The sequence below is a fragment of the Rhodovulum sp. P5 genome, from assembly GCF_002079305.1.
Taxonomy (GTDB): domain Bacteria; phylum Pseudomonadota; class Alphaproteobacteria; order Rhodobacterales; family Rhodobacteraceae; genus Rhodovulum.
Map to the genome: position 1 here is coordinate 3,548,608 of NZ_CP015039.1, position 24,359 is coordinate 3,572,966.

The 24,359-nt window shown below is 63.1% G+C and carries 24 protein-coding genes, 1 tRNA gene and 4 pseudogenes; 19 read left to right on the forward strand and 10 right to left on the reverse strand.

Annotated elements, in window-relative coordinates; translation table 11 throughout:
* Positions 1–91: 91 nt before the first annotated feature.
* Complete coding sequence (locus tag RGUI_RS16880) at positions 92–1,105, forward strand: methyltransferase (protein ID WP_081535089.1); 1,014 nt, start codon at positions 92–94, stop codon at positions 1,103–1,105.
* Between the two features lie 221 nt (positions 1,106–1,326).
* A tRNA-Arg gene (locus RGUI_RS16885) sits at positions 1,327–1,403 on the forward strand.
* A 544-nt stretch (positions 1,404–1,947) separates the two neighbouring features.
* Here the strand turns inward: RGUI_RS16885 and RGUI_RS22545 are convergent.
* From RGUI_RS22545 to RGUI_RS16920, 8 genes and pseudogenes are all read right to left on the reverse strand, one after another.
* Positions 1,948–2,955, reverse strand: a pseudogene (locus RGUI_RS22545) (recombinase family protein); the annotation flags it as partial.
* Positions 2,948–3,304: a hypothetical protein gene (locus tag RGUI_RS16895; protein ID WP_081535091.1), complete on the reverse strand. Its 357-nt coding sequence runs from the start codon at positions 3,302–3,304 to the stop codon at positions 2,948–2,950. The gene RGUI_RS16895 and the pseudogene RGUI_RS22545, both read right to left, overlap by 8 nt.
* Positions 3,305–3,514: 210 nt before the next feature.
* The gene (locus tag RGUI_RS16900; protein WP_081535093.1) at positions 3,515–3,835 is read right to left on the reverse strand and encodes a hypothetical protein; all 321 of its coding nucleotides are present in this window, start codon (positions 3,833–3,835) and stop codon (positions 3,515–3,517) included.
* A gap of 3 nt (positions 3,836–3,838) precedes the next feature.
* The gene (locus RGUI_RS16905; protein ID WP_081535095.1) at positions 3,839–4,138 is read right to left on the reverse strand and encodes a hypothetical protein; all 300 of its coding nucleotides are present in this window, start codon (positions 4,136–4,138) and stop codon (positions 3,839–3,841) included.
* A 15-nt stretch (positions 4,139–4,153) separates the two neighbouring features.
* Entirely contained in the window at positions 4,154–4,369 is a 216-nt protein-coding gene (locus RGUI_RS16910) for a hypothetical protein (protein WP_081535097.1), read from the reverse strand.
* A 17-nt stretch (positions 4,370–4,386) separates the two neighbouring features.
* Positions 4,387–6,033: a type IV secretory system conjugative DNA transfer family protein gene (locus tag RGUI_RS16915; protein ID WP_081535099.1), complete on the reverse strand. Its 1,647-nt coding sequence runs from the start codon at positions 6,031–6,033 to the stop codon at positions 4,387–4,389.
* Positions 6,034–6,097: 64 nt separating this feature from the next.
* Positions 6,098–6,241 (reverse strand): hypothetical protein, encoded by a 144-nt coding sequence (locus RGUI_RS21530; protein ID WP_156883010.1) that lies wholly within the window; start codon positions 6,239–6,241, stop codon positions 6,098–6,100.
* Positions 6,242–6,267: 26 nt separating this feature from the next.
* Positions 6,268–6,480 (reverse strand): hypothetical protein, encoded by a 213-nt coding sequence (locus RGUI_RS16920; RefSeq protein ID WP_081535101.1) that lies wholly within the window; start codon positions 6,478–6,480, stop codon positions 6,268–6,270.
* 202 nt (positions 6,481–6,682) lie between these two features.
* On the opposite strand from RGUI_RS16920, the gene RGUI_RS16925 reads away from it, so the two are divergent.
* From RGUI_RS16925 to RGUI_RS21545, 5 genes are all read left to right on the forward strand, one after another.
* Positions 6,683–8,329: an IS1634 family transposase gene (locus RGUI_RS16925; protein WP_081532493.1), complete on the forward strand. Its 1,647-nt coding sequence runs from the start codon at positions 6,683–6,685 to the stop codon at positions 8,327–8,329.
* A gap of 269 nt (positions 8,330–8,598) precedes the next feature.
* Positions 8,599–9,549: a hypothetical protein gene (locus RGUI_RS16930; protein ID WP_081535103.1), complete on the forward strand. Its 951-nt coding sequence runs from the start codon at positions 8,599–8,601 to the stop codon at positions 9,547–9,549.
* Positions 9,550–9,677: 128 nt separating this feature from the next.
* A complete protein-coding gene (locus RGUI_RS21535) occupies positions 9,678–10,235 on the forward strand; it encodes a hypothetical protein (protein ID WP_156883011.1) in 558 nt (185 codons plus the stop codon).
* A gap of 95 nt (positions 10,236–10,330) precedes the next feature.
* Positions 10,331–11,206: a hypothetical protein gene (locus tag RGUI_RS21540; protein WP_172841177.1), complete on the forward strand. Its 876-nt coding sequence runs from the start codon at positions 10,331–10,333 to the stop codon at positions 11,204–11,206.
* Positions 11,207–11,416: 210 nt separating this feature from the next.
* Positions 11,417–11,620 (forward strand): hypothetical protein, encoded by a 204-nt coding sequence (locus tag RGUI_RS21545; protein ID WP_156883013.1) that lies wholly within the window; start codon positions 11,417–11,419, stop codon positions 11,618–11,620.
* Positions 11,621–11,931: 311 nt separating this feature from the next.
* Here the strand turns inward: RGUI_RS21545 and RGUI_RS16940 are convergent, their stop codons facing one another.
* Positions 11,932–13,578, reverse strand: a complete 1,647-nt coding sequence (locus RGUI_RS16940; RefSeq protein WP_081532493.1) for an IS1634 family transposase — start codon at positions 13,576–13,578, stop codon at positions 11,932–11,934.
* 171 nt (positions 13,579–13,749) lie between these two features.
* Between RGUI_RS16940 and RGUI_RS16945 the strand changes: the two are divergent.
* The 8 genes and pseudogenes from RGUI_RS16945 to trbF all read left to right on the forward strand — a co-directional run.
* Positions 13,750–14,172 (forward strand): annotated as a pseudogene (locus tag RGUI_RS16945) (ATPase, T2SS/T4P/T4SS family); the annotation flags it as partial.
* Entirely contained in the window at positions 14,169–14,501 is a 333-nt protein-coding gene (locus tag RGUI_RS16950) for a TrbC/VirB2 family protein (RefSeq protein ID WP_050532553.1), read from the forward strand. The pseudogene RGUI_RS16945 and the gene RGUI_RS16950, both read left to right, overlap by 4 nt.
* Positions 14,501–14,782 carry a VirB3 family type IV secretion system protein gene (locus RGUI_RS16955; protein ID WP_081535107.1) on the forward strand — a complete coding sequence of 94 codons (282 nt, stop codon included), beginning with the start codon at positions 14,501–14,503 and terminating at the stop codon, positions 14,780–14,782. The genes RGUI_RS16950 and RGUI_RS16955 overlap by 1 nt, the downstream gene beginning before the upstream one ends.
* A gap of 10 nt (positions 14,783–14,792) precedes the next feature.
* A complete protein-coding gene (gene trbE, locus RGUI_RS16960; protein WP_081535109.1) occupies positions 14,793–17,273 on the forward strand; it encodes a conjugal transfer protein TrbE in 2,481 nt (826 codons plus the stop codon).
* An 11-nt stretch (positions 17,274–17,284) separates the two neighbouring features.
* On the forward strand, positions 17,285–18,073 hold the full coding sequence (gene trbJ / locus RGUI_RS16965) for a P-type conjugative transfer protein TrbJ (protein ID WP_081535111.1): 789 nt from the start codon (positions 17,285–17,287) through the stop codon (positions 18,071–18,073).
* 13 nt (positions 18,074–18,086) lie between these two features.
* Complete coding sequence (gene trbK-alt, locus RGUI_RS16970; protein ID WP_081535113.1) at positions 18,087–18,353, forward strand: putative entry exclusion protein TrbK-alt; 267 nt, start codon at positions 18,087–18,089, stop codon at positions 18,351–18,353.
* 3 nt (positions 18,354–18,356) lie between these two features.
* Positions 18,357–19,706 (forward strand): P-type conjugative transfer protein TrbL, encoded by a 1,350-nt coding sequence (gene trbL, locus RGUI_RS16975; RefSeq protein ID WP_081535115.1) that lies wholly within the window; start codon positions 18,357–18,359, stop codon positions 19,704–19,706.
* Positions 19,703–20,380, forward strand: a complete 678-nt coding sequence (gene trbF / locus RGUI_RS16980; RefSeq protein ID WP_216640083.1) for a conjugal transfer protein TrbF — start codon at positions 19,703–19,705, stop codon at positions 20,378–20,380. The genes trbL and trbF overlap by 4 nt, the downstream gene beginning before the upstream one ends.
* Before the next feature lie 5 nt (positions 20,381–20,385).
* Here the strand turns inward: trbF and RGUI_RS16985 are convergent.
* Positions 20,386–21,138: pseudogene (locus tag RGUI_RS16985) on the reverse strand (IS110 family transposase); the annotation flags it as partial.
* Positions 21,139–21,339: 201 nt separating this feature from the next.
* Here RGUI_RS16985 and RGUI_RS16990 point away from each other — a divergent pair.
* The 4 genes and pseudogenes from RGUI_RS16990 to RGUI_RS17005 all read left to right on the forward strand — a co-directional run.
* Positions 21,340–21,546: pseudogene (locus tag RGUI_RS16990) on the forward strand (VirB8/TrbF family protein); the annotation flags it as partial.
* Positions 21,543–22,517, forward strand: a complete 975-nt coding sequence (gene trbG / locus RGUI_RS16995; RefSeq protein ID WP_081535117.1) for a P-type conjugative transfer protein TrbG — start codon at positions 21,543–21,545, stop codon at positions 22,515–22,517. The pseudogene RGUI_RS16990 and the gene trbG, both read left to right, overlap by 4 nt.
* Positions 22,514–23,653: a TrbI/VirB10 family protein gene (locus RGUI_RS17000; protein WP_081535119.1), complete on the forward strand. Its 1,140-nt coding sequence runs from the start codon at positions 22,514–22,516 to the stop codon at positions 23,651–23,653. The genes trbG and RGUI_RS17000 overlap by 4 nt, the downstream gene beginning before the upstream one ends.
* Position 23,654: 1 nt before the next feature.
* On the forward strand, positions 23,655–23,903 hold the full coding sequence (locus RGUI_RS17005; protein WP_081535121.1) for a DUF2274 domain-containing protein: 249 nt from the start codon (positions 23,655–23,657) through the stop codon (positions 23,901–23,903).
* Positions 23,904–24,359: the final 456 nt, after the last annotated feature.

Sequence of the window (24,359 nt, forward strand, 5' to 3'; positions counted from 1 at the left end):
TTCGATAGCGACTTGACCATGTCGCTTTCTGGCCTTTCCTGGCGCCCTTTGGTAACCTCCCCCTCAATCTGGAAACGCAGGGGGAAAGACCATGACGTCGCTGACCACGGCCGACGAGATTTCGGAAATTGCCTTCGGGTTCATGGGCTCGAAGGCGCTTTTCGCAGCCCTTGAGGCCGGCGTTTTCACCAGGATCGCCAAGGGAGCCTGCACGCCCGCCGCGCTGGCATCCGAGACGGCGCTTGAGGAAGATCGGGCGGAAACGCTTCTGACCGCGCTTGCGGGCATGGGGCTTGTGACGCCATCCGATGGCCGGTTCGAGAACTCCCCCGCGGCAGAGGCGTTTCTTGTGAAGGGCGCCAAGTACGACTTCGGCGACTACCTGCGCCTGCAGGTCGGCCAACAGATGTACGGCCTGCTTGATCAGATCGACGACGCGCTGACCGGCCGGCTGCCGGCGGAGGCCACGGCCTCCTATGCCGACTGGTTTTCCGACCCCGAGGAGGCACGGCTCTATTCAGAGTCGCAGCATGCCGGATCGCTTGGCCCTGCGCGCCAGGTGGTCAAACGGGTGGACCTGTCGGGCGCAAGGACGCTGCTGGATGTGGGGGGCGGGACCGGGGCGTTCGCGATCACCTTGTGCAAGGCCTTTCCCGACCTTTCCGCGACGATTGTCGATTTCCCGAACGTGGCGGTCCTTGGGCAGGACTATGTGGCAAAGGCCGGGCTGTCTGACCGCATCGCCTATGTCGAGGGCGACGCGTTGAAAACGGACTGGCCGCGGCAGCAGGACGTGATCCTGATGTCCTATCTCTTCTCCGGCGTTCCGGGCGAGGCGCATGATGGCCTGATCGCGCGGGCCTTCGAGCACCTGGCGCCGGGCGGCCGGCTGTTGATCCACGACTTCGTCGTTCACGCGGACCGCAGCGGGCCAAAGCTGGCCGCACTCTGGCAGCTTCAGCACACGGCGTTCACCCCTCGCGCGCGCTCGGTCGACGAGGCGTGGCTGGCCACGGCCCTGTCTGCCGCCGGGTTCGAACAGGTGGAGATCGGTCCGATGATCCCCGAGATGACGATGCTGGCGCAGGGTCGCAAACCGGCCTAGGCGCACGTCGAAACCGTTTGCGCCGCCCGTTTGATTCGCCTATGTAACACGGGCGGCACCCGTAGCTCAGCTGGATAGAGCGCTGCCCTCCGAAGGCTGATGTCAAGGGTCCGTTGTGTGAATGCGAGTAAAAATAAACGTTTTGGATCAGTGGCTTGCGGGTCTGCCGATCTTTGCTTTAATCCCGCGGAAAATTGAAGTAAGCACTGCGTAAGCAGTTTGCACCCATAGCTCAGCTGGATAGAGTGTCGCCCTCCGAAGGCGAAGGTCGTAGGTTCGAATCCTACTGGGTGCGCCATTCCACAATTTTGCGACTGAAAACCCGCTAACACCTTGAATGGAAAGGTAGTTTTTGGGGTTCGAAGCCCCTCTTTCCGGCTATAGGCAACCGGCTCCAAAAAGGCCAGTCTGAGGACTGTTTTTTGCCATGCCAAGCCCTGCTTTTTCCAAATATTCCAAGGACTTGAAAGAAAGCGCAGCGCGAGTTCGAACGACTCCTCCAGGGTGTGCTTCGGCTTGCCGGTCGTCGCCAGCTTCTCCTGAGCCACCAGCTTCTCGCGCTCCAGTGCCGAAATCCGCTTCTCATAGGCGGCGATCACGCTCGCATTCGTGGATTCGACGATGCGGTCGAGCAGCGCATCGATTTGCTTCTCGATCTTGTGGATATCTTTACGGCGCGCTTTCACGTCCTCGTCGGCCCGTGCAAGACGCAGGTTCCAGATATCGGTGAACATGACCTTTGCCAGCCGGAACAGCTTTCTGGACGGCTCCAGACGCTTCAGCAGCGTCTCAAAATCGCCTTCCAGTTCATCGCGCCGGATCGACTTGCGATAGCTCGCGCAGCCCTTGGTCGGGCAGAGGTAATACGGGTGCTTCTTACCCGTCTTGCTCTTCGACCAGCAGGCCGTGAGCGGCTTGCCGCAGTCATCGCACAGGATGAATCCGCGCAGCGGGAAATCCGCACTGATGTCCTTGCGTGCCGGAGCCTTCGCCGTCCCGTTCAGACGGTCCTGAATCCGGGTGAAGGTCTCGAAACTGATCAGGGGCTCATGATGGCCCTTGCGCAGGGGCACCTGCCATTTCGGGGCTTCCAACATTCCAGCATAGACGGGCCGCGTCAGCATCTCGTAAACACGCTGGTTGCGGATTTCACCGCCCGGCAGGTCTTTCGGAAAAGCGGCTTGCCCCTCCAGAAAGCGTTTCACCTCCACCTGCGTCTGAAACCGCCCGCTGGCGTAACCCTCCATCGCTTCGGCCAGGATCGAGGCCACAGGTTCGTCGCGCACCAGCAGATTGCCGTGCTCGCGAGTCTTTTCGTAGCGATAGCCTCGGGGGGCCTGGAACACCCAATACCCCTTCTCGACTCGCGCTTTCATCTTCTGGACTGTCTGGCGTCGGTTCTGTTCACGCTCCAACTCGCCTTGCGCCGCGAAGACCGTCTCGACGAATTTCCCCTCCGGCGTATCTTCAAAGCGGAAATTCAGGCACTCGATCCGTGCGCCGCGGCTCTGAAACTCCCGCCGCAGCTTGATATGAAACTCGGTATCCCGTGCAAAGCGCTTGAGATCGTCGAAGATGACCACGTAGTCCTTGTCCGGCTGCGCCTCGATATAGCTGAGCAGCGCCACCATGCCGGGACGTTTCATGAAATCGCCGCCGCCGCTCACATCGTCAGGGAAGACGGCTTCGACGTCATAGCCCTTCTCGCTGGCATACTGGCGGCAGCGATGCTCCTGACTGTCGAGGCCGCCGCCCGAGAGCTTTTGCTTCGTCGAGGACACGCGGCAGTAAATGACAGCTTTCTGGTCTGTAACAGTTTGATTGAAATGTAACTCCTGCAATTCACCCATCCTTTCTGGCGGCCCGCACGCCCGCCAATGTGTTGAAATCCTCGCTCAAGGCGTTCTGGCCCGAGTCTACCCCATCCGAATCGCCTTGAGCGGGCCTATCAATCACGTTTTCGACTTTTCCACAGGCTTCTTGCACCGGGTGAACGCCGAAGCCGAGATCGGCGAAGTTCACAAGAATGCCCCACAGCGCCAGGATGATCGCATCCTTCTCTGCATCCGGCAGGTCCGGGTCATCGAAAACTTCCCGGTACTTTGCCATATCGATGCCGACGCTGCACATCGGCGTTGTCTGGAGCGCCAGACCCAATGCCGAGGCCAAGTCCGGCGTGCCGTCAAATGTCTTGTTCATCGTTCACCACCCTTTCTATGAACACGCGACGGAGTTGCCCGACATTTGGTCGGACCGTTGTTCGTCTCCGTCGCTCTCTCGAAGGGTTGCCCCGCGATACTCGCGAGGTGGGCCAATCAGATCAATGCTGCGCCGCACCATGAAACCCCGCGGTTCCTGCGGCTTTTGCCCATATCCCATTTTACCACGCCCCCGAATTATCATGCAAATTCACCTCTCATGCTCTGACCCCCGGTAGTCCCTGGCTGTCCCGAAATCCCGCTGCGTCTTGACCGCGCCGCTGCGGAATTCCGCCCGCATCCGGTTGATCCGGGCGCGGTGTTCGTCTTGTGCTGCCGCCCGCGCGGCACCGTCGATTGCCGGATCGTCGATATGCAGCTCTGGCGCGGGATCGCTGGGCTCGCGGGCCGACAGCCAATCAAGGCTTTCGCGCGTGCGGATGCCGTGCCCCGCCAGCTTGGCGGGATCGGGCAGACCCTCACGACGCCAGGTAGATTTCGGGTCTGCCGCTTGATCGAACGCCTTCTTCACCGCCTACCGGTCGCGGCCATCATCCCGGTCCCGCGTGCGGGACCGGCGCGGCGGCTCTTGTTCGTGCTGCGCCTCGCGAAGTCCGCGCACCCGGTCGTAGGATTGCTCGGCCAGCCGTGAAAGGCGCAACAGGTCGGCTCCGAAGAAGCTGTCGGTATCCCGAAGCTGGCCCTCCTGGTCGCGGTAGCTTCGGCGGAACTGCACGCTATGCGTGGTCCGGTCTTCGCGGGTATTCTCCCAGATCGAGGCTTTCAGGTTGCCATCGCGCAGCGTGTCGACAGGGCGGTTCTTCTGATTGCTCATTGCTCGCTCCTGTCCTCAGACTTCCACGTAGCGCTTGAAGGCCTGCACAAAGGCAGCGAGCGCAAGGCCGCCGACGAAGGCTCCGCCGAGGTAGCTCCCGTCACCAAAGGCGAGGCCGAGGGCAAAGACGCCCAGGAGAAGCCCCAGCACAAAATAATAGATACGCAGTAGAAGGCTTTGCTCGCGCTCGACCTTCACACCCCTGCGTGCACGAATTTGAGGTTTTCTCATAGTCTTGGTCTCCTTTCTCACTTGAGTTTCGGGCGATAGCCCTCGATCCACTGCCACTCACCGTTTTTGTATTGGGGAAGGTCCCGGTAGGCGTCCGGCACCGGTTCCCGGATTACGCACCGCCGCCGGTAGCCGAGCCGCGCACGAACGCGCACGCTCTCCTGGTCGCGGTCGAAATACGGATTGGGGCCGTAGAGGCCCGCGTAGTCGCGGCGCGTGTAATAGGGCTCCTTGTCCGCCAGAAACGGGCGCAGGCCGTAGCCGGAGGCCAGCACGAGCGCCTTGTTGTGGGGCATCGCCAGCACTTCGTCGGCGGTGAGCAAAGCGCGTGCCTGCTTGCGGATATGGCCGCGCTCATAGTCGAGGGCTCGCATGGCAAGGCCGGTGCGCACCGGATCGGTCCCGCCGAACAGGGCGGCATGAATAGCTTCGCGCTTGGCCCGCGCGGCGCGTTCCTGCGTCAGCGTATCGGCCACGCCGAGCGTTTGGTTGCCCAGCTTGGCGCTCAGATGTTGCGCGGTTTCCAGATCGGAAATCCCGCCGCCGAGATAGATTTCCACATCGGCACTGGCCGAAAGCGTCATCACGCCCGTGGGGCCGAGGTTCTTCCGGATTTGCCCGATATCCTGGTAGACGCAGAGCGGCGACAGGCCAAAGCCCCGGCCCACAGAATAGAACTCGGAAATCTCCGGGAAGCGCCCGAGCTGGGCGGCCTCATCGATCACCAGATTGACGGTCGGGGCGCGGGGCTTGCGCTGCTTGTAGGTCCGCAGGCCCGAGAAGAATGCGCGTATCAATCCCGCGCATTGCTCGGTCATCTCCGGCGGGATGACGAAGAAGACGAAGACGGGCCGCATGCTGTCCTCGCAGAGCACATCGAGCGTGAAATCTGCCTGCGCCGTATTCACCAGCGCCGCTTGCAGCAACGGATCGGCCATGAAGGCGAGCGCGTTGGTGATCTCGCTCATGACGGAATCGAAGGTGCGCCTGCTTTTTTCGGCCAGCTCGTTCATCTCGGCGAAGGCGACCCGGAGGTCCGGCTCGCCAAGCGCGGCCATGGACTCCGACATCTCCGCCCAGGCCTCCGGCGCGGCGTGGATCATGCCCACCAGTTCGAACAGGCTTGTCGGCGAGACGCCGCCATCGGCATGGACGAGGCCGCGTTTCAGCGGATCGAGCCAGTTCTGGGCCTTGTGCTCGAAGAACCGCGCCTCTCCGCCGCCGCTTTCCGGCAGCACGGTCCTTGCTGTACGGCGCGAGTCCGCCACCAGCGTCGGCGCAGTTGGCACCAGATGACTGAACAGCGAGAGCGTCTGACCGGTCACGGCATGGACGCCAAAAGGGTTGAACTCGTAAACGGCGGCACCGATGGAGGCGAAATACGGCTCCAGTACCGCGCGCAACTCGCGCTTCGGATCGAAGATCGCATAGCGCGGCGCTTCGCCGTTCCGCCCCGGCGCGCCGATGATATGGGAGAGCATGGTCGTGAACTTGCCGGAGCCCGCACCGCCAATCAGCAGCATTCCGGCCTGCTTGGAATGGTAGAGCTTGCGGCCCCTGTAAAACCCGGCAGGCACGCCGCCGCGCTTGCGAAAGGCGCGCAGGATTTCCAGCGTGGTCGCAAAGCGGGCCGAACCGAAGGGATTGTCGTGGGCAAAGCTCATGGTAATTCCGATGGAATGAGAGAGGGATCGACAGCCCCGCTAGAAGCGGGGCTGTCAAGGGTCTTCAACCGAAGAAGAAGATCAGGGCTGCGAAGAATACGCAGACCATGACGACCTTCCCGATAAACTCCACGACATGGTCCCAGAAGGTTTTGACCTCGTAGGTCCGATAAACGTCTCCGATTTTTTCCCGAACTTGTTTCGGCATGGCTTTCTCCTTTTCTGCCGGGTGAGTTAGATGAAACGGTAGGCGAGATAGATGCCTGCCGCGGTGAGCGCGAAGGCGATGCTGGCCCGTGCCGCGAAGAACACGAACGGGAAGCAGCAAAGCATCCACGCAATCTCGAGAAACTGGACGATGTCCGCCGGGTAGGACCGCCGGGCAATTCCGATCACATAGGGGATCGTCATTTCATGGAGCGTCGGGGCGAAAATCATCGCCAGCATGGCCGCCGCCGTTGTGGCAAAGCCCCCTTTCACCGAACTTCGACAAAATCCGGGGGAATCTGCGTGAGCGCGTTCAGCGCAGGTATGGGATTTCAATAGCTTAAGGCGCGCGAGGTGGGCAGTTCGGCCGAAGTCGTGTAGTTACACGTTATGATGTTTAAGACCCTATGAATGCGCCCAAACGTGCGATATCCTGCATGCCATGTTCACGCGCATCACCGAGAGCGGCGGGCGTCGCTATCTGCAGATTGTCGAGTCCTTCCGTAACGAGGCGGGCAAGCCCCGGCTGCGCGTCGTGGCCAATCTGGGGCGCGTGGACGGGATGAAGGATGGCCAGCTCGATGCGCTGATCCGGGGGCTCAGTCGCGCCGCGGGTCGGGTCGAGCCCGAGAAGGCCGAGATCACCTACGAGGCGGCGCGCAGCTATGGCGACGTCTTTGCCCTGCACGAGTTGTGGAAGGACCTTGGTTTCGATCATGCCCTCGGCCGTGCGCTGCGTTCCGGCAAGCGGAAAGTCGACGTGGAGGCGCTGGTCCGCGCCATGGTGTTCAATCGGTTGTGCGACCCCACAAGCAAGCTTGGCTGCCTGCGCTGGCTGGAAACGGTCGCGATGCCCGCGATGCCGGACACCGTCACGCATCAACATCTGCTCCGCGCCATGGATGCGCTGATGGACCATGCCGAGCGGGTCGAGATGGAACTGGCCAGACAAATCCGTCCGCTGGTCGATCGGGACCTGGCCGTGGTCTTCTACGACCTGACCACGGTGCGCATCCATGGCGACGGAGAGGTTGACGACGACCTCCGCGCCTATGGCATGAACAAGGAAACCGGTGGCATCGCCCGGCAATTCGTGCTCGGCGTCGTGCAAACCGCCGACGGCCTGCCGCTCATGCACACGGTCCACCCCGGCAATGTCGGGGAGACGAAAACCCTGCAGGGCATGCTGCAGACGGTGTTGCAGCGGTTTCCCGTGCAGCGTGTCATCCTGGTCGCCGACCGTGGCCTGCTCAGCCTTGAAAACATCGACGAACTGACCGCCCTGGCCGATCAGGACGACCGCAAGCTGGAGTTCATCCTCGCCGTCCCCGCCCGTCGCTATGCCGATCTGGTCGAGACCTTTCGGGGCCTTGCCTTCGACGAAGGCGGCCTGGCGGAAAGCAATTTTGCCGGCCATCGCCTGATCGTCGCCCATGATCCCGTTCGAGCCGCCGACCAATCCGAACGACGTCGCGCCCGCATCGCCGAACTTGAAGCCCAGGCCGAAAAGATGGTCGCCAAGCTCGATGCGCAAGACGACGGCCAGACGGCGCGGGGCCGCCGCGCCTCCGACCGCGGCGCCTATAGCCGCTTCACGCGCGCCGTGGCCGAGGCCGAACTGACCCGGTTCCTCAAGGCAGACCTGCAGGCCGACCGGTTCAGCTACAGCATCGACGAAGACGCCGTCGCCCGAGCCGAACTCTTCGACGGCAAGCTCGCCCTGCTGACCAATGCCCCCGACCTGACGCCGACCGCAACCGTGACCCGCTACAAGTCGCTGGCCGATATCGAACGCGGCTTCCGCGTCCTGAAATCCGATATCGAGATCGCCCCCGTCCACCATCGGCTGCCCGACCGCATCCGCGCCCACGCGCTGATCTGCTTTCTCGCCCTCGTCCTCTACCGCGTCATGCGCATGCGGCTGAAGGCAAAAGGACATGACGCCAGCCCACGAACCGCCCTCGACATGCTCGCGCGCATCCACCGCCACGAAGCCCGGATCGCCGACCGAAAGCTCGACGGCCTCACCACCCCGACCCCCGAACAACTGGACCTCTTCGACACCCTGAACCTGCCAAAACCCGCCTGATCACCCTCGCGTAGTTACATTTTGGCCAATCTCGCCATAACGATATCAATCACTTACGCGTTTTACTGGTGAACTTGAGTTTGCAGATCGCGGCCCGGCCCGCCTCGATGGCCCCCGTTCTGGTGGTGGTTTCCGAACATCGGTGTCTCCCGTCAGCTTGCAAGAGAGAGCATCCCCGATTTTCGGAGGCAGGTCTTTTATCATAAGTTTCAATATGCTATCAGATCAGTTCAAGAACCGTACAAGCCGGTTGAAGGGCGTCCCGAACAGTGGAACTCGCATTCAACAAACCCAATCTCGTGATGCTGATCCTGGTCGTGAATCAGTATCGCAGCGACGGCCTGTTCTGGAACGGGCTCATGGAAACCTTGAAGAGAGAGGAAGACGCCAACCGTCAACCCCATGAGCCTCTCACCCCTTCAAAAGGCACATGGTACAACTACTTCGGCAATATCAAAGCGGCTTTTCCGGACGGCTATTGCAAGCAGCCGGTTTCACAGGTCGCCCATGATTTCGTGCAGGCGCACCCCAAGACTGCGGACAAGTTCTTCCGAAAGTTCACACCGGGCACCTTCACCTGTATGCGCGATTTCCTGATCGAGCGCGGCTATCTGGGTGGGCATTCACTGGCCGAGAGCGTCGCCAGTGTTCCGGGCAGCCTGTATTTCTCGTTAATCGACTTTGTAAGGCCCAACATTGCGCCTGAAGGTGACCACAAGAGCCTTCCCGGCGTGTATCGCGTCTACCGGCCCTCTTTGACTGTTCCCGGCAAGATTCTTGTGAGCGCAGCCCGCATCACATCACGCAGTGATGGCACACTCTACTACGCCGAGCGCATGCATTTCCGGCCCAGCTATGGCTGGCGCGAACAGCATCTCGAAGGCTATGTGCTGGGGATGGACGGCAAGGCCTTTCTTCTGACCAAGGACGACAACACCAAGCTGTTGCAGTTCACAATAATGAAGCCGCTGGTCCGGGAGCCCGCCAGCGATGGGGTCTACCGGATAAGGGTCATGGCCGGATCGTACACCGGCTCCAGCCCGGCGCGGGAAAGCGGGCTTTATTCAACGGGGATTGTCATGGCGCGCGACAACCTTCGCACGATAGAGGATCATCCCGTCCATCGCTGGAAGATCGGGCATCTGAAGACCTTTGGGCTTCAGGAACGCCACGACGTACCGGAGCAGTTTCTTCGGTATCTTCGCGAAGAGATAAACTAGACATTTCCCAAGCGAAAAGGGTGTCAAAAATAGACCATAAAGCACCTTTTCACATTAGGAATACTATCTTATTGATTTCGCTTCAGAAAAATGCGAGTTTTACAGGATGTCAAACTAATGGATACGCTATGCGCGCAGAAACAAACGACTCAAAGAGATTAGTATATGCAGTGACTGCGCTATCTTTTTTGACGGGATGGTACATCGCTCAAGATTTTGACGAGGGAAAGCTCGCAGCTATATTCTCAGAGTCCGCTGCCGCAAAAAACAGAACAGCAGTCTTGGATTGGCTTGAGGTCGCTGGCGTTGATATTGATAATCGGCGTCAAAGCATGCTCATTAGTGCGGCAGAAAACGGCGCGGAAAACACCGCTGCGTGGTTACTCACTCGGTACAACTATAGCCAGGAACGGCTTGACGATAGCCTAATAAGGGCATCGGCTTCAGGAGATGCCGCAACGCTATCAGTATTAATTGAAAATGGCGCAGAAATTCATCATGGAAATGAGGCGGCGCTTAATACTGCCTTCGCGTACGGAAAGCCGAATAACATTAACATGCTGGCTGAGAGAGGCGCATCGTTTATTGCAATGAAGAGGTTTCATCTTCTTGACGACTGCAAGTACGCAAAGATGGTGAACAATGATATGGCGAAAATCTTCGGCGAAGAATTAGGCTGTCAATAGTCGCCCCAATAAGTCACCGTCTGCCACGATTCTTCATGGTTGCCCGCCTTACGGTTTTTGTATAAGATTGCACATGGATCACTACTTATCAGAGTGTGAGCTTGATGCTTCTTAAGCATACGGTTGCTATTTTCTTTTGCGCTTCCTTTCCGGCCATATCTTGTGCGGATTGCACCGGCTCTGAACGTGACCCCTTCGATAGGATTGGGGGCGGTGCCGATTTTCGTTATCGGTCAGACGCGAGAGAAGAAACGATCTACGATGGATCTAAGTCCTGTCAAATAGATTACGAGTTTTGCAACATCCGCGCCGAGGGATCCAAATCGAAACTCTCGTTTGCTTGGGTGGCAGCAGGCTTTGGTATGCTCAACGGTTCTCCATTGGCGCCAAGTACGTGCGCCTATTTTGTTCGGGACATCGAGGCAACTCAGGTAGTGCAAAACTCAGAGCTCCTGCTTTCAAAAGGTCGGACAACAATTCCCAGAACAATTGTCAACTGTAGGGGGGATGGTTCGTGCGGCGACGTTGAGGCAGAGAGAAAAGACCTTTCAAATTTTGAGTTGAAATCCAGCATTTACAGGCCGCATGGCGTTCTCCCTTTCAGGTTCCGTATGGAGTCGCAGCCATTCCAAGAAAGTATCCTTGTAAGTAGTAGCTGGCAGCTCCCCGCCATGACAGTTGGTCTTGTCCTGAGTGAAAGTGCATTCGAAAATGATTTGGGGGGCTTGGAATCTTCGTCCAGCACACCGGTGAGCGAAATTTTGATTTCCCTCGAACCGCTCGACAATGTTTTCGGTGATAATGCACGTTTTTTTGAGCTATTTACGGTTGAGGATAACGATACGTCTTCCGGGGAGTTTCAGTTTGCGCTTCCGAAAGAGGTCGCCACTGTAGAAGGTATCTGGTTTGTTGGAGTGTCAACAACGGGTGATATGGCTTTTTATATTGAGGTTTTCGGTGCCCGGCAGTGAATCAAGCGGCGGCGATAATAACGGCGCCAAGAAGGCGAGCAATTTGCCTATTGCTGCATTTGAGTTAGCGGCTTTCTTGGTGTCTCTATTCTTAGGTATAAAAACGTTCCACCAGTACCACTATTATCGGATGAGACCGTTTTCGAAGCACTTTGGTGGGTTGGTGTAGCTTCGGGGGGAGCTATTTCTGCCATATGCCTTTCCTTTAGCGTGAATTCATTTCGCCGCAGCATTGTATTTGCCGGTATTGGATCGGTTACACTTGCTGCGGTAATGCTTGTATATTTTTCTTTCTATGCTGATGCAGAAAATCATCTTCTTCTTGTAAGAGTTTTGTACGCCATTGCTGTTGGGTTAATAACTTTTGTTGCGGCGTGGAGTCTTCCGGTGATCAAGAATATATTTGGCTTTTAGCGCGAAGGGGAGCCCCTTTCAGAGTGCATTTCTATTGTGGGCCTTTTGATGTTGCAAATCTGATGCTTTAGCGCCGAACGCAAGATGTGTGTTGTACTACAACACATCTTGGCAAGGGAGCCCGCTGCGCGCTCCCGTTGCATCCCTCCGGCGCTTGGCTCTTCCAGGGCATGCGAACCCATTCCAGAGCCACATGGGAGACTTCGCTCTCCCAAACCCATCGATCCTTTCACTCAAGTTCACCAGTAAAACGCGTAAGTGATTGATATCGTTATGGCGAGATTGGCCAAAATGTAACTACGCGAGGGTGATCAGGCGGGTTTTGGCAGGTTCAGGGTGTCGAAGAGGTCCAGTTGTTCGGGGGTCGGGGTGGTGAGGCCGTCGAGCTTTCGGTCGGCGATCCGGGCTTCGTGGCGGTGGATGCGCGCGAGCATGTCGAGGGCGGTTCGTGGGCTGGCGTCATGTCCTTTTGCCTTCAGCCGCATGCGCATGACGCGGTAGAGGACGAGGGCGAGAAAGCAGATCAGCGCGTGGGCGCGGATGCGGTCGGGCAGCCGATGGTGGACGGGGGCGATCTCGATATCGGATTTCAGGACGCGGAAGCCGCGTTCGATATCGGCCAGCGACTTGTAGCGGGTCACGGTTGCGGTCGGCGTCAGGTCGGGGGCATTGGTCAGCAGGGCGAGCTTGCCGTCGAAGAGTTCGGCTCGGGCGACGGCGTCTTCGTCGATGCTGTAGCTGAACCGGTCGGCCTGCAGGTCTGCCTTGAGGAACCGGGTCAGTTCGGCCTCGGCCACGGCGCGCGTGAAGCGGCTATAGGCGCCGCGGTCGGAGGCGCGGCGGCCCCGCGCCGTCTGGCCGTCGTCTTGCGCATCGAGCTTGGCGACCATCTTTTCGGCCTGGGCTTCAAGTTCGGCGATGCGGGCGCGACGTCGTTCGGATTGGTCGGCGGCTCGAACGGGATCATGGGCGACGATCAGGCGATGGCCGGCAAAATTGCTTTCCGCCAGGCCGCCTTCGTCGAAGGCAAGGCCCCGAAAGGTCTCGACCAGATCGGCATAGCGACGGGCGGGGACGGCGAGGATGAACTCCAGCTTGCGGTCGTCCTGATCGGCCAGGGCGGTCAGTTCGTCGATGTTTTCAAGGCTGAGCAGGCCACGGTCGGCGACCAGGATGACACGCTGCACGGGAAACCGCTGCAACACCGTCTGCAGCATGCCCTGCAGGGTTTTCGTCTCCCCGACATTGCCGGGGTGGACCGTGTGCATGAGCGGCAGGCCGTCGGCGGTTTGCACGACGCCGAGCACGAATTGCCGGGCGATGCCACCGGTTTCCTTGTTCATGCCATAGGCGCGGAGGTCGTCGTCAACCTCTCCGTCGCCATGGATGCGCACCGTGGTCAGGTCGTAGAAGACCACGGCCAGGTCCCGATCGACCAGCGGACGGATTTGTCTGGCCAGTTCCATCTCGACCCGCTCGGCATGGTCCATCAGCGCATCCATGGCGCGGAGCAGATGTTGATGCGTGACGGTGTCCGGCATCGCGGGCATGGCGACCGTTTCCAGCCAGCGCAGGCAGCCCAGCTTGCTTGTGGGGTCGCACAACCGATTGAACACCATGGCGCGGACCAGCGCCTCCACGTCGACTTTCCGCTTGCCGGAACGCAGCGCACGGCCGAGGGCATGATCGAAACCAAGGTCCTTCCACAACTCGTGCAGGGCAAAGACGTCGCCATAGCTGCGCGCCGCCTCGTAGGTGATCTCGGCCTTCTCGGGCTCGACCCGACCCGCGGCGCGACTGAGCCCCCGGATCAGCGCATCGAGCTGGCCATCCTTCATCCCGTCCACGCGCCCCAGATTGGCCACGACGCGCAGCCGGGGCTTGCCCGCCTCGTTACGGAAGGACTCGACAATCTGCAGATAGCGACGCCCGCCGCTCTCGGTGATGCGCGTGAACATGGCATGCAGGATATCGCACGTTTGGGCGCATTCATAGGGTCTTAAACATCATAACGTGTAACTACACGACTTCGGCCGAACTGCCCACCTCGCGCGCCTTAAGCTATTGAAATCCCATACCTGCGCTGAACGCGCTCACGCAGATTCCCCCGGATTTTGTCGAAGTTCGGCGCCCCCAACCTCGTCGCGCTGCGCACCAAGGACGGGGTCGCCTCGCTTTCCGATCTCGTCCGCTCCTCGCTGCGTCTGCGCCCCGACCGCATTCCCATCGGCGAGGTGCGCGGGGCCGAGGCGCTGGACCTCTTGAAGGCCTGGGGCACGGGTCATCCGGGCGGCATCGGCACGATCCATGCGGGCTCGGCGCTCGGGGCCCTGCGCCGGATGGAGCAGCTCATCCAGGAGGCGGTCGTCACCGTGCCGCGCGCTCTCATCGCCGAGACCATCGATCTCATCGCCGTCCTCTCCGGGCGCGGGGCCAACCGCCACCTCGCCGAGCTCGCCTGCGTCGAGGGGCTGGGACCGGACGGCGATTACCGCATCTCCCCGGCGGCGCCGCCGACCGGGATGGAAACTGAAACAGGAGACCCTTCATGACCCGACCGCTTCACCGGCTGCGCGCGCAGGCCGCGCACGCCGTCACCTACGCCACCGTCACCCTGATGCTGGCCGGACCCGCCCGGGCGGCAGGCTCCTCCATGCCCTGGGAAGCGCCGCTGCAATCGATCCTCGAGTCGATCGAGGGGCCGGTCGCCAAGATCATCGCGGTGATCATCATCATCGTAACCGGCCTGACGCTGGCCTTCGGCGACACCTCCGGGGGCTTCCGCCGCCTGATCCAGATCGTCTTCGGCATCTCCATCGCCTTCGCGGCGAGTTCCTTCTTCCTGAGCTTCTTCAGCTTCGGCGGCGGGGCGCTGATCTGATGGATAGCACCTTCGAGCAGTTGGCGGACGTGCCGGGCTTCAGCGTCCCGGTGCATCGTGCGCTGACCGAGCCGATCCTGCTGGCCGGTGCGCCGCGTGCCTTCGCGATCCTGAACGGAACGCTGGCCGGGGCCATCGGGCTCGGGTTGCAACTCTGGGTCGCGGGAATCGTCATCGGCCTTCTGGGCCACGTCGTGGCGGTCTGGGCCGCCCGGCGCGATCCGCTCTTCGTCGAGGTCGGGCGTCGGCACCTGCGGCTTCCCGGTCATCTCGAGGTCTGAGGGCGCGCCCATGATGAACCTCGCGGAATATCGGCGGAAAGGGACGCGGCTCGCGGATTACCTGCCCTGGGCGGCGCTGGTGGCGCCCGGCGTGGTGCTGAACAAGGATGGCAGCCTGCAGCGCTCGGCCCGCTTCCGGGGGCCCGATCTCGACAGCGCGGTCGCCGCCGAACTTGTGGCCGTGGCGGGCCGTAGCAACAACGCCTTCCGCCGGCTCGGCTCCGGCTGGGCGATCTTCGTCGAGGCGCAGCGCGTCCCGGCCGCCGACTATCCCGACAGCCGCTTTCCCGATCCGGCCTCGGCGCTCCTCGATGCCGAGCGCCGCGCGGGCTTCGCCGAGCAGGGGGCGCATTTCCAGTCAGACTATCTTCTGACCTTCCTTTACCTGCCGCCAGCCGAGGAGGCCGCGCGGGCCGAGACCTGGCTCTACGAAGGCCGCGACAAGACCGGCATCGATGCGGGCGAGGTGCTGCGTGTCTTCATCGACCGCACCGACCGGGTGCTAGCGCTGTTCGACGGCATCATGCCCGAATGCCGCTGGATGGATGACAGCGAGACACTGACCTACCTGCATTCGACGATCTCGACGCAGCCGCACCGGGTCCGCGTGCCGGAAACGCCGGCCTATCTCGACGCGCTCCTGGCCGACCAACCGCTGACCGGCGGGCTCGAGCCCCGGCTGGGGAGCGCCCATCTACGCGTCCTGACCCTCTCGGGCTTCCCGACCGCCACCACGCCCGGGATCCTCGATGACCTCAACCGGTTGGCCTTTCCCTATCGCTGGGCGACCCGCGCGATCCTGATGGACAAGATGGAGGCCGCGCGGATTGTCGCCCGCATCCGCCGCCAATGGTTCGCCAAGCGCAAATCCATCGCCGCGATCCTGAAGGAGGTGATGACCAACGAGCAATCGGCGCTGGTCGACACCGACGCCGCAAACAAGGCCGCCGATGCCGACATGGCGCTGCAGGAACTCGGTGCCGATATCGCAGGCGAGGCCTATGTCACGGCGACGCTCATCGTCTGGGACGAGGACGCGCGCCGCGCCGACGAGAAACTCCGTCTCGTCGAGAAGGTCGTGCAGGGCCGGGACTTCACCGCCATGGTCGAAACGGTCAACGCGGTCGATGCCTGGCTCGGCTCGCTGCCAGGACACGCCTATGCCAATGTCCGCCAGCCGCCGATCTCCACCCTGAACCTCGCCCATATGATCCCCCTCTCCGCCGTCTGGGCCGGGGAGGAGCGGGATGCGCATTTCGACGGTCCGCCGCTGCTTTACGGCAAGACCGAGGGCGCGACGCCCTTCCGCCTCTCGCTCCACGTGGGCGACGTCGGCCACACGCTGGTCGTGGGTCCCACCGGGGCGGGCAAATCCGTGCTCCTCGCCGTCATGGCTCTGCAGTTCCGCCGCTACCCGGGCGCACAGGTCTTTGCCTTTGATTTCGGGGGCTCGATCCGCGCCGCCACCTTCGCCATGGGCGGCGACTGGCATGATCTGGGAGGCGAACTCACGGAGGGTGCGGAAGCGACGGTCGCCCTCCAGCCGCTCGCGCGTATCGACGATCCCACCGAGCGCGGCTGGGCCGCGGGCTGGATCGGCGCGATCCTCGCCCGCGAAGGCATCGCGATCACGCCCGAGATGAAGGAGCATCTCTGGTCCGCGCTGAGCTCGCTGGCCTCCGCCCCGGTCGGCGAACGCACGATCACCGGCCTCGCCGTCCTGCTGCAATCCTCCGACCTGAAACAGGCCCTGCGCCCCTATTGCCTGGGCGGCGCCCATGGGCGGCTGCTCGATGCGGAGACCGAAGAGCTCGGCGCGGCCTCGGTCCAGGCCTTCGAGATCGAGGGGCTGGTCGGCACCGCCGCGGCGCCCGCGGTCCTCTCCTATCTCTTTCACCGGATCGGCGACCGGCTGGACGGCCGACCGACGCTTCTGATCATCGACGAGGGCTGGCTCGCGCTCGATGACCAGGGCTTCGCGGGCCAACTCCGCGAATGGCTGAAGACGCTGCGGAAAAAGAACGCCTCGGTGATCTTCGCCACCCAGTCGCTCTCCGATATCGACGCCTCGGCCATCGCGCCCGCCATCATCGAAAGCTGCCCGACCCGGCTGCTCCTCCCCAACGAACGCGCCATCGAGCCCCAGATTACCGCGATCTACCGCCGTTTCGGCCTCAATGACCGGCAGATCGAGATACTTGCCCGGGCCACACCCAAGCGCGACTACTACTGCCAGTCGCGGCGCGGCAACCGGCTTTTCGAGTTGGGCCTTTCGGAAGTGGGCCTCGCGCTCTGCGCGGCCTCGTCCAAGTCCGACCAGACGCTGATCGCGGAGATCCTCGCGGCGCATGGGCGCGACGGCTTCCTCGCGGCCTGGCTCGAGGCCTGCGGTGTCGGCTGGGCCGCCGAGCTGATACCCGACCTCACCAATCTCGCACCGGAGCCCGCGGCGCCGGACGCCCCGATCCCCCAAGCCCCCGAACCCGTATAGGAGACCACCCCATGACCCATGCCGCCCATCGCCTGACCAAGCTCGCCAGCGCCTCCGCGGTCGCCTTGGCGCTCGCCGCCCCCATCAGCCTTTCGCCGATCTTCGCGACGCCCGCCCAGGCCTTCCTCTTCGGCGGGGGCGGGCGCATCGTCTACGATCCGCGCAATCACGCCGAGAACATCCTCTCCGCCGCCCGGGCGCTCGAGCAGATCAACAACCAGATCACTCAATTGCAGAACGAGGCGCAGATGCTGATGAACCAGGCGCGCAATCTCGCGAGCCTGCCCTATTCCTCGCTGCAAGCGCTGCAGCAGAATGTCGACCGGACCCGACAGCTCCTGTCCCAGGCGCAGAACATCGCCTTCGACGTCGCTCAGATCGACCAGGTTTTCCAGCAGGACTATGCCAATATCCCTATGGCCGCGCCCGAGGCGCAGCTTCTGGCCGATGCGCGCTCCCGATGGAAAAACACCGTCGGCGGGCTGCAGGACGCGCTGCGCGTGCAGGCGGGCGTCGTCGGCAATCTCGACGGCCAGCGCGCCGAACTCTCCGCCCTTGTCGGCGAAAGCCAATCCGCCGTCGGCGCCTTGCAGGCGACCCAGGCGGGCAACCAGCTTCTGGCCCTGCAGTCCCAGCAGATCGCCGACCTGATCGCTGTCGTGGCCGCCAATGGCCGCGCGAGCGCGCTGGTCGAGGCTGAGCGGTCCGCGGCCGCCGAACAGGGCCGAGTCCAGCGCGAACGCTTCCTCACCCCGGGCGCGGGCTACCAGCCCGGCAATGCCCGGATGTTCAATAACTGAGGGAGGCAGGCCCATGGAGGGATCCGTCCTCGCGCGCATCGCGGCCGTCGTCTTCGTCGCCATCGCGATCACCGCGGCTTTGGTGGAGATGGGCCGGGACGAGGCGGGGCAGGCGGCGCGTCCGGCCGCGCCCCTCACGCCGGAGGCCGATCCCTTGCGCGCCGAACAACGGCGGTGCCAGGAGCTGGGCGAGGCCGCGGCTTCCGATCCCGACTGCCTCGCCGTCTGGGCCGAAACCCGCGACCGCTTCCTCGGCCGCGACCGGGCCGGGGGCGAATGAGCCATGGGCGGCACCGGCGTCATCGACACCTTCCTCGGGGTCTTCACCTCTTACATCGACAGCGGTTTCGGGCTGCTGGGCGGCGAGGTCGCCTTCATTGCCAGCGCGCTCATCGTGATCGACGTGACGCTGGCCGCGCTCTTCTGGGTCTGGGGTGCGGATGACGACATCATCGCCCGCCTCGTGAAAAAGACCCTCTTCGTCGGCGTCTTCGCCTGGCTCATCTCGAACTGGAACAGCCTCGCGGCCATCGTTTTCGACAGTTTCGCGGGGCTGGGTCTCTTGGCCTCCGGCACCGGCTTCTCGCCCGCCGACCTCCTGCGCCCGGGCCGCGTGGCGCAGACCGGTCTCGATGCCGGGCGGCCGCTTCTGGAGTCCACCGCCGATCTCATGGGCTTCGTCGCCTTCTTCGAGAACTTCATCCAGATCGCCTGCCTGCTCTTCGCCTGGGTGCTGGTGCTCCTGGCCTTCTTCCTCCTCGCCGTGCAGCTCTTCGTGACGCTGATCGAGTTCAAGCTGACGACCCTCGCGGGCTTCGTGCTGATCCCCTTCGGCCTTTTCGGCAAGACCGCCTTCATGGCCGAGCGGGTGCTCGGCAATGTCGTTTCCTCCGGCATCAAGGTGCTGGTGCTCGCCGTGATCATCGGCATCGGCTCGACGCTCTTCGGCCAGTTCACCGCCGGGTTCGGCGGCGTGACGCCCACGATCGACGAGGCGATGGCGATCGTTCTGGCCGCGCTGTCGCTCCTCGGTCTCGGCATCTTCGGCCCCGGCATCGCCACGGGCCTCGTTTCCGGCGGGCCGCAACTGGGCGCAGGCGCGGCCGTCGGCACCGGGCTTGCCGTGGGCGGCGCGGCCGTCGCGGCGGGTGGCGGAGCTCTGCTCGGTGCCCGCGGAGCCGGGGCGCTGGCCTCGGGCGGGGCCGCCGCCACGCGCGGAGCTGCTGCCGCCACCGGGGCAGCGTCCACCGCCTACAGCCTCGGATCCATGGGTCAGACTGGGGCCAGGGGTGTGGCCTCCGGAGTCGGCGGTGTGGCCCGGGCCGCGGGATCCGCGGCCGCATCACCCCTGCGCCGCGCCGCCGCCTCGGCCTCCGAAGCGGTCAAGGCAAGCCACGCCGATGGTGCCCGCGCGGGCTTCGCCGCCACCGGCGGTGCCTCGTCGCTCGGTAGCGGGACAGGCGCGTCGACCGCCATGTCCGCCCCGACAGGCAGTCCACCGGCCTGGGCGCGCTCGATGCGCCGCAGCCAGGCCATGAGCCACGGTGTTTCCGCCGCCACCCATGCGTTGCGGGCCGGGGACAGCCCCGGCTCAGGCACCTCCGTTTCCCTTTCCGAAAGTGACCGCCCATGAGCCTCTTCAAACGCGCCGCCGCGCATTACGGCAAGACCCCGGACCCCGAGACCCCGTACCAGAAGGCCGCCCAGGTCTGGGACGAGCGCATCGGTTCCGCCCGGGTGCAGGCGAAGAACTGGCGCCTCATGGCCTTCGGCTGCCTGATCCTCGCGGGCGGGTTGGCCACGGCGCTGGTCTGGCAATCGGCGCGCGGAACCGTCGTGCCCTATGTCGTCGAGATCGACCGGCATGGTGAGGCCCGCGCCGTCGAAGCGGCCAGTGCCGGGTATCGTCCGAGCGATCCGCAGATCGCCTGGCATCTCGCCCGTTTCATCGAGGAGGTCCGGGGCCTGCCCGCCGATCCAATCGTCGTCCGACAGAACTGGCTCCGCGCCTATGAATTCACCACCGACCGCGGCGCGCTGGCGCTGAACGACCATGCCCGGGCCAATGATCCCTTAACGCGGGTCGGCGAGGACCAGGTCTCGGTCGAGGTCTCGAGTATCCGTCTTGATCAAGCAGTTTTGGGGGTCCAAACGCGGTCTGCTTTGACGAGTGCGTTTGCGGTTTCGATCAGCTTGCGCATGATCGCGACGATGGCGACTTTTGCGGGTTTGCCAGCCGCGCGCAGGGCGTCGTATTTTGCCTTCAGATCCGGGTTGTATCGCATTGCCACAAGCGCCGGCATGTAGAGGGCATCGCGCAAGGGTTTGCGTCCGCCGCAGATGAAGGACCTGCCCTTCCACTGCCCTGAATCGCGATTGTAGGGCACCACGCCCGCAAGGCTGCCCACCTGGCGGCGGTCCAGCGTCCCGATCTCGGGCAGGTAGGTCACGATTGCGGCGCTGGCGACGCTTCCCAGACCGGGAATGGAGGTGACGATCTCGCGGCGCCGCGCGGTGGTTTTGTCGGCCTGGATCAGGGCATCGATTTCCCGGTCAAGCTCGGCAATGTGCTTTTCCACCAAGGCCAGACGCGCTTTCGTCTGGCGCTTCAACACTGTGTTCGTTTGCACATATGCGCGGTTTTTCAAGCGCGTGCGGTCCTTGATCAGGGCCGTGCGCGCAACCTGCAGGTCTTTGAGAACACGTGTTGTTTTCGCAACCGGAGTGTCCGGTTCCAGCTCCAGGGCCACCCCCATGCGGGCCAGGCCTTGCGCATCCAACGCATCGGTCTTGGCCCGTGTGCCACAGGCCTCGGCGAACCGGCGCGCCTGCAGCGGGTTGACCTTTACCAGGGGAAGCCTGTCGCAAAACCGCTCTTCGAAAGCGCGATGATACGGGCCGGTGGGTTCGTACACCACACGGGCGATGGGCGCCTTGCCCAGCCATTCTTCAAACGCCCGAAATCCGCTGGTCGAGGTGTCAAAACGCGTCGCAGCGCCGCGTTCTGCGTCGAAAACATCCAGATGGGATTTCGAAATGTCCACGCCGATGGTATGGTCTGTCATCTTCTCCACGTCCTATGCTTGTCATGCGTGCAGCCACACGCGTATCCGTTCAGGCCCAGGGGGAAGACGGCGGTCGATCAAACTCGAGAACGGTCCTTCAAAAGACCCAGCACCTTACGATCCAACCGCCGCCACTGCACGCCATAAATGGCGTGGCGTGCAGTGGCCTCCAATCCTTCGGAAGCCTGCGGTTTTGATAAGACAAGCGTCATCCGCGCCTCGCCCGACAGTTTCCGGGTCGCCTGGTCCGAGCGGCACTACGAGAACGGGCAGCTCGCCCGCACCGAACGCTGGACCGCGATCCTGACCATCGTGATCGACCCGCCGCGCACGGCCGAGCGCCTGCGCGCAAACCCCCTCGGCATCTATGTAAACGCGATCAACTGGTCGCGGGAGATGAGCCAATGATCCGACCGATCCTGCCCACCGTGCTCCTCGCCACTACGCTTCTGGCCGGCTGCGCCCGCGACCGCCCGCCCGACTTCGCCTATGACGACGTGGTCCCACCCTTGCCGTCACCCCCCGTGACCGCGCCCGATGACCGGCCGCGCCCGCTCCATGTCCCGCCCGCCTGGACCCCGAGCCGGGGCGGCGAGGCCGCCGCCACCCCTGTCGCGCAGGTCGGCAATGCCAATGCCGCCGCCCGCGTCGAGCCGCGGCAGGCGGGGTATTTCAACGGGATCCAGATCTATCCCTGGTCCGAGGGCGCGCTCTATCAGGTCTACGCCGCCCCCGGTCAGATCACGACCATCGCGCTCGAACCCGGCGAACGTCTCGCCGGCACCGGCCCGATCGCGGCGGGCGACACCGCGCGCTGGATCATCGGCGACACCGAAAGCGGCGCGGGCCGTGACACCCGCGTCCTCGTCCTCGTGAAGCCCACAAGGCCTGACATCAGCACGAACCTCGTGATCTCGACCGACCGACGCACCTACCTGATCGAACTCAACGCGAGCGAAGAGACCTGGATGCCCGCCATTTCCTGGGCCTATCCGCGTGCGCCCGACGCACCAAGCGTCGCGCCGGCCACGCCGCGCATCCCGCCGGCGCATGCCCGCAACCATCGCTACGGACTGCAGGGCGACAACCCGCCCTGGCGGCCGGTCTCGGTCTTCGATGACGGACGCCGTACTTACGTCGTCTTCCCGCGCGGTATCGCCCAGGGCGAGATGCCGCCGCTCTTCGTGCTCGGCGCCGATGGCGAGTTGGAGATCGTAAACTCCCGCATCCACGGCAATGTGCTGATCGTCGATCGGCTCTTCGGTGCGGCCGAGCTGCGCCTTGGCCGCGGACCCCGGCAGGAGGTGGTCCGCATCCTGCGGATCGAATCCCAAACCGAGGCGACGGTGGTGCGGCAGCACGCGGAGCAGGGGACATGAGCGAGACACCAACCGACACCACCGCCTCCATGCGCCTGAGCGCCGATCCGCCGCGCGTCACGCGGATTTCGCGCAAGGTGATCATCGGGCTCGGCGTCGTCGCGGGCCTCGGCATCGGTGCCGCGCTGATCTACGGGCTGCAACGTCCGGACCGGACGGCCGCCCCGGAAGAGCTGATCACGACGGACCGCCGCCAGCCCGCCGATGGCCTCCGCGATCTGCCGGGCAGCTATGACGCGATCCCGCGCCTAGGACCGCCGCTGCCGGGCGACCTCGGTGGTGGCATCCTTGACGCGCAGCAACGCGGCCAGCCGATCGCGGCTCCAAGTCTCGCTCCGCCGACCATGGACCCTGCGGAACAGCAGCGTCTCGCCGAAATGGAGGCCGCCCGTGTCAGCGATCTCTTCTTCCAGACGCGCCCCGGCGCGGCGCAAGCTTCCCCGGGCTTTCAGATGCCGCCTGCGGCACCCGGGGGCGGGATGGTGGCCACCCAGGAAACCGACCAACGTCAGGCCTTCCTGACCGCACCCACGGATCGCCGAACGATCGCGCCCGACCGCCTGCAGCCGCCAGCGTCTCCTTACCTCCTGCAGGCCGGCTCCGTCATCCCGGCCGCGCTGATCACCGGCATTCGCTCCGACCTTCCCGGTCAGATCACTGCGCAGGTCACCCAGAACGTCTATGACAGCCCCACGGGAAGACTGCTCCTGATCCCGCAAGGCACCCGGCTGATCGGCGCCTATGACGACAGCGTCACCGTCGGCCAGCGCCGCGTGCTCCTGGTCTGGACCCGGCTGATCTTCCCCGATGGGCGATCTCTTGTCCTCGAACGCCAACCCGGTGCGGATACGGCGGGCTATGCCGGTCTCGAGGACCGCGTCGACAATCACTGGGCCAGCATCCTGCGCGCCGCAGGGCTTTCCACCCTGCTCGCCGTCGGCGCGGAGCTCTCCCTCGACGAGGAAGACGGCCTCGCCCGCGCGCTCCGCGACGGAGCCCTCGACACGATCAACGAGGTCGGCCAGCGCATCGTTCAGCGTCAATTGGAGGTCCCGCCGACCCTCACCATCCGCCCGGGCTTCCCCGTCCGCGTGATCGTCACGCGGGATCTTGTCTTCGCGCCACCCGGAGACTGACATGACCAAGCTGAAACTCGGGCCGATCCCGGACGACAAGCCTGTGAAACTCACCGTGGACCTGCCCGCAGAGCTGCATCGCGACCTGATCGCTTATGGAGAACTTCTCGGCCAAGAGGCAGGGCAGGGACCCATCGAACCGAAGAAGCTGGTGGGTCCCATGCTCGCGCGCTTCATCGCGACGGATCGCGGGTTTGCGAAGGCGCGTCGATCGCGCCTCACATTTGAGGGAGCGAAGCGCATACCTTGATCAGCTTCTCTTCGTTCCGAGGAGAACCGCGTCGCGCTGCCCGGAAAATGCAGAAATCGGTCTGGGGACGGATGGTGGCGATTGTGAAAGGATTTCAATAAGTTGTAGATTCTCGTGTCTAGTGGGTGTTCATGTCTCGATCGCGTGATTTCGTATTGCGTCGCGTTACCTAGCGAAAGCGTTACGCAAGTCGTCGCTTGACGTCGTAGACTGGCTACGGTGCCTAAGGAGCTGGTAGCGCTGTTTGGATCGAACAAATTCCGCCTTGTGGACTTCGCCGACGGCCGCACCTTCTTCGACGGTTGAGTGTTGATAGCGCCAAATGCATCTCTATCAGCTGCGCCTGCTGCGACGACAGCTATGTCGGTTCAGAGACCTGGACGAGGGAACGGGCTGAACACCACCGACCAAACGATTAGGGCGCGTTCGACGCCGCAAACAATCTCTTCGCGGCGC